The organism is Escherichia sp. 93.0816 (genome assembly GCF_013368855.2).
Classification (GTDB): Bacteria; Pseudomonadota; Gammaproteobacteria; order Enterobacterales; family Enterobacteriaceae; genus Escherichia; species Escherichia ruysiae.
The window spans coordinates 141160-151536 of the sequence record NZ_JABWNC020000003.1; the positions used below are offsets into that span (position 1 = coordinate 141160).

The following is a 10377-nucleotide window of genomic DNA, read 5'->3' on the forward strand; positions in this document are numbered from 1 at the left end:
GAGTTGCGATGTAAAGAATTATCTTATTTGTGATTATTACCCGACTAACATACCTGTATGCGCTGTCTGAAGGAAGTCTCAATGCTTAATACAGAATTTCCATTTTTGCATGTAGATTTACCATCACCGAACACAGACTTGTCTATTATGTCGCGTCATACTAATTTTCAACACGTTGATATCTGGTCAGGGAGAGAGAAATATGAAGTTTTTGCAGCGGGGTGTGGCATTAGCATTATTAGCCGCATTTACACTGGCGAGTGAAACCGCCCAGGCTTATGAGCAGGATAAAACCTACAAAATTACGGTACTTCATACCAACGACCACCACGGTCATTTCTGGCGTAATGAATATGGCGAATATGGTCTGGCGGCGCAAAAAACGCTGGTGGATGGTATCCGTAAAGAAGTAGCGGCTGAAGGCGGTAGCGTGCTGTTACTTTCAGGTGGTGACATTAACACTGGTGTACCGGAATCAGATTTACAGGACGCCGAACCGGATTTTCGCGGCATGAATCTGGTGGGGTATGACGCGATGGCAATCGGTAATCATGAATTTGATAACCCGCTCACCGTATTACGCCAGCAGGAAAAATGGGCTAAGTTCCCGTTACTCTCCGCCAATATCTATCAAAAAAGTACCGGCGAGCGCCTGTTTAAACCCTGGGCGTTGTTTAAGCGTCAGGATCTGAAAATCGCGGTAATTGGCCTGACGACCGATGACACGGCGAAAATTGGTAACCCGGAATATTTCACCGACATTGAGTTTCGTAAACCTGCCGACGAAGCGAAGCTGGTGATTCAGGAACTGCAACAGACAGAAAAACCAGACATTATTATTGCAGCCACGCATATGGGGCATTACGACAATGGCGAACACGGTTCAAACGCACCGGGCGATGTAGAGATGGCGCGCAGCCTGCCTGCCGGATCGTTGGCGATGATCGTCGGCGGTCACTCGCAAGATCCGGTCTGCATGGCAGCAGAAAATAAAAAACAGGTGGATTACGTGCCGGGTACGCCTTGCAAGCCGGATCAACAAAACGGCATCTGGATTGTCCAGGCGCATGAGTGGGGCAAGTATGTGGGACGAGCCGATTTTGAGTTTCGCAATGGCGAAATGAAAATGGTCAATTACCAGTTGATTCCGGTGAACCTGAAGAAAAAAGTGACCTGGGAAGACGGAAAAAGCGAACGCGTGCTGTACACCCCGGAAATCGCTGAAAACCAGCAAATGATCTCGCTGTTATCCCCGTTCCAGAACAAAGGCAAAGCGCAACTGGAAGTGAAAATTGGTGAGGTTAGTGACCGCCTTGAAGGCGACCGCAGCAAAGTTCGTTTCGTACAGACCAATATGGGACGGTTGATTCTGGCAGCACAAATGGATCGCACCGGAGCCGACTTTGCGGTGATGAGCGGAGGTGGGATTCGTGACTCCGTCGACGCGGGTAATATCAGTTATAAAAACGTGCTGAAAGTGCAGCCGTTCGGCAATGTGGTGGTGTATGCCGACATGACCGGTAAAGAGGTGATTGATTACCTCACCGCCGTCGCACAAATGAAACCAGATTCCGGTGCCTATCCGCAATTTGCCAACGTCAGCTTTGTGGCGAAAGACGGCAAACTGAACGACCTGAAAATCAAAGGCGAACCGGTCGATCCGGCAAAAACTTACCGTATGGCGACATTAAACTTCAATGCCACCGGCGGCGATGGTTATCCGCGCCTTGATAACAAACCGGGCTATGTGAATACCGGCTTTATTGATGCCGAAGTGCTGAAAGACTATATCCAGAAAAACTCGCCGCTGGATGCGAGTGCGTATGAGCCGAAAGGTGAGGTAAGCTGGCAGTAATCTGAAAGTGCCGGATGTTCACATCCGGCACAATGCTTAATCGCGGCGGGCGATATCGGCAAATTTGGCATCGAGGATCTTCGCCAGATCGCCTGCCGCAAGTTCAATATCCAGCCCGCGCTTGCCGCCGGAAACATAAATAGTGGCAAATTCTTGCGCGGGGGCATCAATAATCGTCGGCAGACGTTTTTTCTGCCCCAGTGGGCTAATTCCCCCAACCAGATATCCCGTCGAACGCTGCGCGACCATCGGATCGGCCATCTCCACTTTTTTGGCACCCAGCGCCTTTGCCACCTTTTTAAGATCTAATTGACCGGCGACCGGCGTAACGGCCACCGCCAGATGTTTCATATCGCCGTGCACTGCGACCAGCAGCGTTTTGTACACCTGATCCGCATTCAATCCTAATTTTTTGACCACTTCATCGCCAAAGTTGGTTTCAGCCGGATCGTGATCGTAGGTATGAATCTGGAATGAAATCTTGTTTTTTTCGAGTAATTTAACTGCGGGTGTCATCGTAATTTTCCTGCCTCAAACAAAAAACGGAGAAAGCATACGCCTGATGGCGGCTCAAAAAAAAGAGTCATCTTGCCTAATAGTATTGGCAGGATGGTGAGATTGAGCGACAATCGAGTTACACCGTCGCTTAAAGTGACGGCATAATAATAAAAATATGAAATTCCTCTTTGACGGGCCAATAGCGATATTGGCCATTTTTTTTAGCGCAACATTTGTGGCAAATTCCCTTCTCCATACAGATGTAACGCACCGACCGCGACCACATAGCGCCCCGGTGGCATAGCGCGTAATTTATCCCGCCAGGCAAGATTTCGCCGATGCATCAGCACGTCGTACAGCGACTGGCTGAACGTATTGGGCAGTGTTATTTCATTATTTTGCGGCGGCGCATTTAGCCACCAGCTCATCATTTGTTGCAGTAGCCGTGCGTTGGTATGCCAGTGGGTCAGCGTATCGTCCAGCAGCGCCAGTCCTTTGTCGGGGAGCTGGAGCAACATGGCAATCTGGTTTTCTGCCCCTTCCAGTTCAATCACGGGCTTATGTTGTTGTTTCGCGGCCTGCAATAGCTGGTAATCGATACCATATTCTGCCCGCAGCCCCAGCTTTTGCGCCTGCGTCGCCTGAAGAACCATCGCGATTTGCCACAGCGGTTGGGTAGAAAAGAGCGACGGAGAAATTCCCATCTCCTGGCTAATGTGCTGCAGATTTTGCAATTGTTCTTCGCTGATGCGCTCTTCCAGCGCCTCGCAGGCAGGTAAATTAGCAAAAGGCGTATCGCTGGTGGAAACATCCGCCTCGACAATCAGCGCATCGACTTGTTTGAGCTTTTTAAGCAAACGGGCGGGTAGAGGAGCCATATCGTGGCTACCCATATGAATACTGCCAATCAGATGAAAATGGCGATTGCCGGTGAGAGAGATATCGATGGCAGGCCAGGTGTAATGATTACCGCGCAGCGCGGCCCAAAGTGTTTTTACCCGGTACAACAGATCCATACGACCTCCCTTTGTGAAATATCATGCTAGCGCGCGGGGAGGGATGGCGCAAATGGAGTTGATTGTTGCACTTGTGCACAGTGCGTCATCCGGCAACTGAGTACCATTGCCTGATGCGACGCTGGCGCGTCTTATCATGCCTACAAACCTGTGCCCGAACCGTAGGCTGGATAAGGCGTTCACGCCGCATCCGGCAGTCTGCGTCGATGCCAAATGCGCCACCCTAAAGCAGCGCATCCGCAATGACGTACTTATTCCTTCGGTTTAAACCGCAGTAATCGGTTGGCGTTACTCACTACGGTAATCGACGAGAGCGCCATTGCCGCTCCGGCAACTACCGGGTTAAGCAGCGTTCCGGTGAACGGCCACAAAATACCTGCGGCGACCGGAATACCGATACTGTTGTAGATAAACGCGCCAAGCAGGTTTTGCTTCATATTGCGTAGCGTCGCGCGGGAGATGGCGAGTGCGTCTGCAACCCCCATCAGGCTATGGCGCATCAGGGTAATCGCCGCTGTTTCAATGGCAACATCACTGCCGCCACCCATCGCAATACCGACATCCGCCTGGGCCAGCGCCGGCGCGTCGTTAATGCCGTCGCCCACCATCGCTACCTGGCGTCCCTCGCTTTGCAGACGTTTAATCGCTTCGGCTTTGCCATCCGGCAATACACCCGCAATCACTTCATCAATTCCCGCTTCTTTGGCGATCGCATTGGCGGTGGTTGGGTTATCCCCGGTTAGCATCACCAGACGATATCCCGCTTTATGCAGGCGTTGCAGCGCCGCCACGCTATCGCTACGCAATGGATCGCGTACCGCCAACAGAGCCACCGCTTTGCCATCAACGGCCAGTAACACCGGCGTTGCGCCTTGTGATGCCTGGGCTGAAATATCAGCTTCAATCGCTTTCGTATCGACTTGCTGGTCATTTAACAGCGCCTGATTCCCCAGCAGCAGTGAATGGCCTTCCACTTCGCCACTTACCCCTAGTCCGCGCAATGTGCGGAAGCCATTGACCTGTGGCAGCGTGATATTGCCTGCTTTATCGAGGATCGCCCGTGCCAGCGGATGGCTGGAACCTTGCTCCAGCGCCGCCGCCAGACGCAACGCCTGCGCTTCATCAACATCAGCAAACGTTTTCACGGCGACAACCTGCGGTTTACCTTCGGTCAGCGTCCCGGTTTTATCGAACACCACGGTGTCGAGCGTACTGGCGCGTTGCAATGCGTCGGCGTCACGCACCAGCACACCAAATTCTGCCGCGCGCCCGACGCCAGAAATAATCGACATCGGTGTTGCCAGACCCAGTGCACACGGACAGGCAATAATCAGCACCGTAGTGGCAATCACCAGGGTATAAACAATTTGCGGTGCTGGCCCAAAGAAATACCAGATTGCCGCACTGATCAACGCAATCACCACTACCACCGGTACAAATACGGCAGAGATTTTATCCGCCAGCTGACCGATTTCTGGTTTACTGCTCTGAGCCTGACGCACCATGCGAATGATCCGCGACAGCGTGGTATGGCTGCCGACTGCGCTGGCGCGAAACAGCACACTACCGTCCTGCACCACCGTCCCGGCATGAACGCTATCGCCTTCGCCTTTTTGCTGTGGAATAGGTTCGCCCGTCAGCATCGCCTCATCCAGCCACGCTTCGCCCTGAGTGATTTCGCCATCCACCGGCACACGGTCACCGGTTGTCAGGCGCAGCAACATACCTGGCTGAACGTCTGCCAGCGGCACACTCTTTTCACCTTCGTCAGTGACCAGTCGCGCCGTCGGCGGGGTTAAATCAAGTAATTTCTCCAGCGCCTTCGATGAACGCTGGCGCGCACGCGCTTCCAGCATATGACCGAGGTTGATCAGACCGATAATCATCGCGCTGGCTTCGTAATAAAGGTGCCGCGCTTCCATCGGGAACCACTGCGGCCACAGGTTAACGCTCATCGAATAGAGCCACGCCACGCCAGTACCCAGCGCCACCAGCGTATCCATCGTCGCCGCGCCGTTGAGTAGGCTTTTCCATGCACTGCGGTAAAAATGCCCGCCCGCGAAAACCATTACCGCCGGCGTTATCAGACCGATTACCAGCCACAGGCTGCGGTTGTCGGCGGTGACCATCATGTTATCGCCGATCATCCCCCAGACCATCACCGGGATACCCACCGCCAGGGCGACAATCGCCTGCCAGCGGAAGCGTTTCATGGTTGCGACGGCAGTTTCCTGCTGGCGCTCACGGCGTTTAGCGTCATCTTCAATCGCCTCTGCGCCGTAGCCCGCTTTTTCCACCGCCTGCACTAAATCTTGTGCGGAGGCACTGCCCATCACCAGCGCAGTGCGCTCCGCCAGGTTTACCCGTGCCTGGGTGACGCCCGGTACGCTTTGCAGCGCATTTTGTACGCGGGTGACACAGCTGGCGCAGCTCATGCCGCTCAACAGCAACTGCTGGCTATCGTCGTCATCGGCGGTTGCTGCCGGAAGCTCCTCAGAAACCGCTGTCAGTGCTTCCGACGGGATTGATGACTCCGCCAGCGGTTTAGCCTTTGGGTGGCTTACAGATGCGTCATAACCCGCTTGCTTGATGGTTTCGATAAGCTGTTCCGCGCTGGCAGTACCGGTGACGTGCGCTTCAGTAATTGACACATCTGCCTGCTCAACGTCCGGGCGCTGTTCGAGACTTTCTTTCACGCGTTTAACGCAGTGACCGCAGGACAGGCCGTCCAGGGTCAGGTCGATAGTTTGTGACATAACGTACTCCTTTAAGACAGTTTTGACTGACTGTGATAAAGGGTAAACCTTCCAGCAAGGGGAAGGTCAAGAAATTATTTCGTAGCGCAATGAAAACGCGGTAGAGATTAAAAGATTGGCTCAATTTGCATCAGGATCAGACATTTATCTCTTTGTTTTCCTGTGGTTAAGTTGCGGGTGCTAAGTTAAATCAGGATGCCTGAAAATTGGCATCGGGATGAGGAATAGCCTCCCGCATCTATAAAAAGGAGTTAACAACAGATGTCAGATGCAAAAAATTTACAGCAGGCAGTGGATCAGGCATATACCCAATTTCACTCACTTAACGGCGGGCAAAATGCCGATTACATTCCCTTTCTGGCGAATGTCCCCAGCCAACTGGCGGGGGTAGCTATTGTGACTTGCGATGGCAATATCTATCGCGCGGGTGATAGCGATTACCGCTTTGCGCTGGAGTCCATCTCGAAAGTCTGTACTCTAGCCCTCGCGCTGGAAGATGTCGGCCCGCAGGCGGTGCAGGACAAAATTGGCGCTGACCCGACCGGATTGCCTTTTAACTCAGTTATTGCCTTAGAACTTCATGGTGGCAAGCCATTGTCGCCACTGGTGAATGCTGGCGCTATCGCCACTACCAGTCTGATCAAAGCCGATAATGCTGAACAACGCTGGCAGAGAATTTTACACATCCAACAACAACTTGCTGGTGAACAGGTGGCGCTCTCTGAGGAAGTGAACCAGTCGGAACAGACCACCAACTTCCACAACCGGGCGATTGCCTGGCTGCTGTATTCCTCCGGATATCTCTATTGTGATGCGATGGAAGCCTGCGACGTGTACACCCGCCAGTGCTCCACGCTTATCAATACCGTTGAACTGGCTACGCTTGGCGCGACGCTGGCGGCGGGCGGTGTTAATCCGCTAAGCCAAAAACGCGTTCTTCAGGCCGACAATGTGCCGTACATCCTGGCCGAAATGATGATGGAAGGGCTGTATGGTCGCTCCGGTGACTGGGCGTATCGCGTTGGCTTACCCGGCAAAAGCGGCGTCGGTGGCGGCATTCTGGCGGTAGTGCCAGGCGTGATGGGTATCGCCGCGTTCTCACCACCATTGGATGAAGAAGGCAACAGTGTTCGTGGACAAAAAATGGTGGCATCGGTCGCTAAACAACTCGGCTATAACGTGTTTAAGGGCTGATCATGATGAACACGGAAGGTAATAATGGTGACAAACCTCTGGGACTATGGAATGTGGTTTCCATAGGCATCGGGGCGATGGTAGGGGCGGGGATCTTTGCCCTGCTGGGGCAGGCAGCTTTGCTAATGGAAGCCTCGACCTGGGTCGCTTTTGCTTTTGGCGGCATTGTGGCGATGTTTTCCGGATATGCCTATGCGCGCCTTGGCGCAAGTTATCCCAGCAATGGCGGGATTATTGACTTCTTTCGCCGGGGATTAGGCAACGGTGTTTTTTCGCTGGCGCTCTCGTTGCTGTACCTGATGACGCTGGCGGTGAGCATCGCGATGGTTGCCCGTGCCTTTGGTGCTTATGCCGTGCAGTTTTTGCATGAGGGCAGCCAGGATGAGCATCTTATTTTGCTCTACGCGCTGGCGATCATTGCCCTGATGACGCTGTTCAATTCTTTAAGCAACCATGCGGTAGGGCGGCTGGAAGTGATCCTTGTCGGCATCAAAATGATGATCCTGCTGTTGCTGATTATTGCGGGCGTCTGGTCGCTGCAACCGGCGCATATTTCCGTCTCTGCGCCCCCCAGCTCCGGCGCGTTCTTCTCCTGCATCGGGATTACTTTCCTCGCCTATGCGGGCTTTGGCATGATGGCGAACGCGGCGGATAAAGTGAAAGATCCGGCGGTCATTATGCCGCGAGCATTTTTGCTGGCGATAGGCGTTACCACGCTGCTCTATATTTCCCTGGCACTGGTGCTGCTTAGTGATGTATCGGCATTAGAGTTAGAAAAATATGCCGATACCGCCGTAGCGCAGGCTGCTTCTCCACTGCTCGGGCATGTGGGTTATGTGATAGTGGTGATAGGTGCCTTGCTGGCGACGGCATCAGCCATCAACGCAAACCTGTTTGCGGTGTTTAATATCATGGACAACATGGGCAGCGAGCGCGAGTTGCCAAAGATAATGAATAGATCCCTGTGGCGGCAGAGTACGTGGGGCAACATCATCATCGTGGTGTTGATCATGCTGATGACGGCGGCGCTTAATTTAGGTTCCCTGGCCAGCGTTGCCAGCGCCACCTTTTTGATCTGCTACCTTGCGGTGTTTGTGGTAGCGATCCGTCTGAGTCATGAGATTCACGCCTCGTTGCCAATTCTCGTCGTCGGTATGCTGGTCATGCTGTTGGTAATCATCGGTTTTATTTACAGTTTATGGTCCCAGGGCAGCAGTGCACTGATGTGGATTATTGGCGCACTATTACTAAGCCTTATTGTGGCAATGGTAATGAAACGGAATAAAACCATATAAAATCTACCTGCGCGCAGTGCTTTCTGCGCTGCGCCTTTATTTTTCTTAATCAAATCCTCCGTCTTATACCTTTAATAAATAAGTCACAAAAAAATGGTATATACAGGATAAAACTGTGATTCTTATCACTTCTTCCTATGGATTATTCTCAATGCGGATGATGGTAATCTAAAACTCGTAGTGTATTCTTAATAAATAACGTATAAGACTTTTAGCTGCATTTCTTTTAATAGGGGGAATAAAAACGAAAGAGATGCACAAGTTATTACCTTTCTTAAATAAAATGAGGCTGGTTATAAAAACCAGTTAAAATAATGACCTGGAAGGAAGTGACTTATCTATGGCGCGATTACAATTAAAAAACCGTAAAAATAAATGCCTGATATTTTTAATAAGTTTTATTGTGATGGGAGAAAACGCGCCCGCAGCCCCCTTACCACAATGGGCTAACGCCCCTGCGGTTACGCCAGTTGCCAGTTTATCCTTACAGGAAAGTATATTGCGCGCATTTGCGCGAAACCCCGACGTCACCCAACAGGCGGCGCAGATAGGTATTGGCGAAGCGCAAATCGATGAAGCCAAAAGTGCCTGGTATCCGCACGTTGGCTTAACCGGTAACGCGGGGCCGTCCCGACAAACGGACTCCAGCGGCAGGCTTGATAACAACGTTTCGTATGGCATAACCCTGACGCAGTTGGTGTATGACTTTGGTAAAACTAACAACGATATCAAACTGCAAACTGCCGCTCGTGACAGCTACCGCTTTAAATTGATGGCAACCCTAACCGATGTCGCAGAAAAAACGGCGACCGCCTATATGGAAGTTAGCCGTTATCAGGCTTTGTGCGACGCGGCTCAACGCAATATTCACTCGCTGGAAAATGTCTACAACATGGCGGCACTGCGCGCCAACGCCGGCCTGAACTCATCTTCTGATGAATTGCAGGCTCAGACACGCATTGCCGGAATGCGCTCGACGCTGGAGCAATATCAGGCGCAAATGGCGAGCGCCAAAGCGCAACTGGCGGTGCTGACTGGCGTACAGCCGGAGGCGATAGCCGCGCCACCGGCTGAATTAGCCGAGCAGCCGGTATCGCTAAAAAATATTGATTACCAGTCCATTCCGCTGGTGCTAGCGGCAGAAAATTTACGCCAGTCGGCACAGTACGGCGTGGAAAAAACTAAAGCGCAATACTGGCCGACGCTCAGTATTCAGGGGGGCAAAACGCGCTACCAGACCAGCGATCGCTCGTACTGGGACGACCAGTTACAGCTGAACGTTAACGCGCCGTTGTATCAGGGCGGTGCGGTTTCAGCCCAGGTACAACAGGCCGAAGGGCAACAAAAAATCTCCGCCTCGCAGGTCGAACAGGCAAAACTGGATGTATTACAACGGGCATCGGTGGCGTATGCCAACTGGACTGGCGCACGGGGGCGCGAAGAAGCCGGTTTAGCGCAATCCGAAAGCGCACACAAAACGCGAGATGTGTACCAAAATGAATATAAATTAGGTAAACGCAGTCTGAATGATCTATTAACCGTCGAGCAAGATGTCTTTCAGGCGCAATCGGCTGAAATAAATGCCAATTATGATGGCTGGGTGGCCGCAGTAAATTATGCCGCTGCGGTTAATAACCTTATTCCATTAGCGGGAATTAAACAGGGCTTATACAACGACTTACCCGACTTAAAATAATCCTGCCATTATTAATATCAGGTAGGCATCGTTGTTGAGTTATTACCTTTGTCTTATTTAGATAAAT

7 protein-coding genes are annotated in these 10377 nt (G+C 52.0%); 4 read left to right on the forward strand and 3 right to left on the reverse strand.

Going from position 1 to position 10377, the window contains the following annotated elements:
• The first annotated feature begins 202 nt into the window (after positions 1–202).
• The gene (ushA, locus tag HEM79_RS05410; RefSeq protein ID WP_176243032.1) at positions 203–1855 is read left to right on the forward strand and encodes a bifunctional UDP-sugar hydrolase/5'-nucleotidase; all 1653 of its coding nucleotides are present in this window, start codon (positions 203–205) and stop codon (positions 1853–1855) included.
• Between the two features lie 36 nt (positions 1856–1891).
• Here ushA and ybaK read toward each other — a convergent pair whose 3' ends face one another.
• The 3 genes from ybaK to copA all read right to left on the reverse strand — a co-directional run bounded on the left by ybaK (position 1892) and on the right by copA (position 6125).
• Positions 1892–2371, reverse strand: coding sequence for a Cys-tRNA(Pro)/Cys-tRNA(Cys) deacylase YbaK (ybaK, locus tag HEM79_RS05415; protein ID WP_176243031.1), 480 nt, complete (start codon positions 2369–2371; stop codon positions 1892–1894).
• A 203-nt stretch (positions 2372–2574) separates the two neighbouring features.
• On the reverse strand, positions 2575–3369 hold the full coding sequence (locus HEM79_RS05420) for a TraB/GumN family protein (protein ID WP_176243030.1): 795 nt from the start codon (positions 3367–3369) through the stop codon (positions 2575–2577).
• A 251-nt stretch (positions 3370–3620) separates the two neighbouring features.
• A complete protein-coding gene (copA, locus tag HEM79_RS05425) occupies positions 3621–6125 on the reverse strand; it encodes a copper-exporting P-type ATPase CopA (protein WP_176243029.1) in 2505 nt (834 codons plus the stop codon).
• A 261-nt stretch (positions 6126–6386) separates the two neighbouring features.
• Here copA and glsA point away from each other — a divergent pair, with 261 nt between their 5' ends.
• The 3 genes from glsA to HEM79_RS05440 all read left to right on the forward strand — a co-directional run bounded on the left by glsA (position 6387) and on the right by HEM79_RS05440 (position 10310).
• Positions 6387–7319: a glutaminase A gene (gene glsA, locus HEM79_RS05430; RefSeq protein ID WP_016159178.1), complete on the forward strand. Its 933-nt coding sequence runs from the start codon at positions 6387–6389 to the stop codon at positions 7317–7319.
• A 2-nt stretch (positions 7320–7321) separates the two neighbouring features.
• Entirely contained in the window at positions 7322–8614 is a 1293-nt protein-coding gene (locus tag HEM79_RS05435; RefSeq protein ID WP_176243028.1) for an APC family permease, read from the forward strand.
• Positions 8615–8954: 340 nt separating this feature from the next.
• Positions 8955–10310 (forward strand): TolC family outer membrane protein, encoded by a 1356-nt coding sequence (locus HEM79_RS05440; RefSeq protein ID WP_176243027.1) that lies wholly within the window; start codon positions 8955–8957, stop codon positions 10308–10310.
• Positions 10311–10377: the final 67 nt, after the last annotated feature.

Bases quoted from the DNA above. Each gene is read 5' to 3' on its own strand.
- glsA (WP_016159178.1), top strand. From the start codon at position 6,387: ATGTCAGATGCAAAAAATTTACAGCAGGCAGTGGATCAGGCATATACC.
- HEM79_RS05435 (WP_176243028.1), top strand. From the start codon at position 7,322: ATGATGAACACGGAAGGTAATAATGGTGACAAACCTCTGGGACTATGG.
- copA (WP_176243029.1), bottom strand. From the start codon at position 6,125: ATGTCACAAACTATCGACCTGACCCTGGACGGCCTGTCCTGCGGTCAC.
- ybaK (WP_176243031.1), bottom strand. From the start codon at position 2,371: ATGACACCCGCAGTTAAATTACTCGAAAAAAACAAGATTTCATTCCAG.
- HEM79_RS05440 (WP_176243027.1), top strand. From the start codon at position 8,955: ATGGCGCGATTACAATTAAAAAACCGTAAAAATAAATGCCTGATATTT.
- ushA (WP_176243032.1), top strand. From the start codon at position 203: ATGAAGTTTTTGCAGCGGGGTGTGGCATTAGCATTATTAGCCGCATTT.
- HEM79_RS05420 (WP_176243030.1), bottom strand. From the start codon at position 3,369: ATGGATCTGTTGTACCGGGTAAAAACACTTTGGGCCGCGCTGCGCGGT.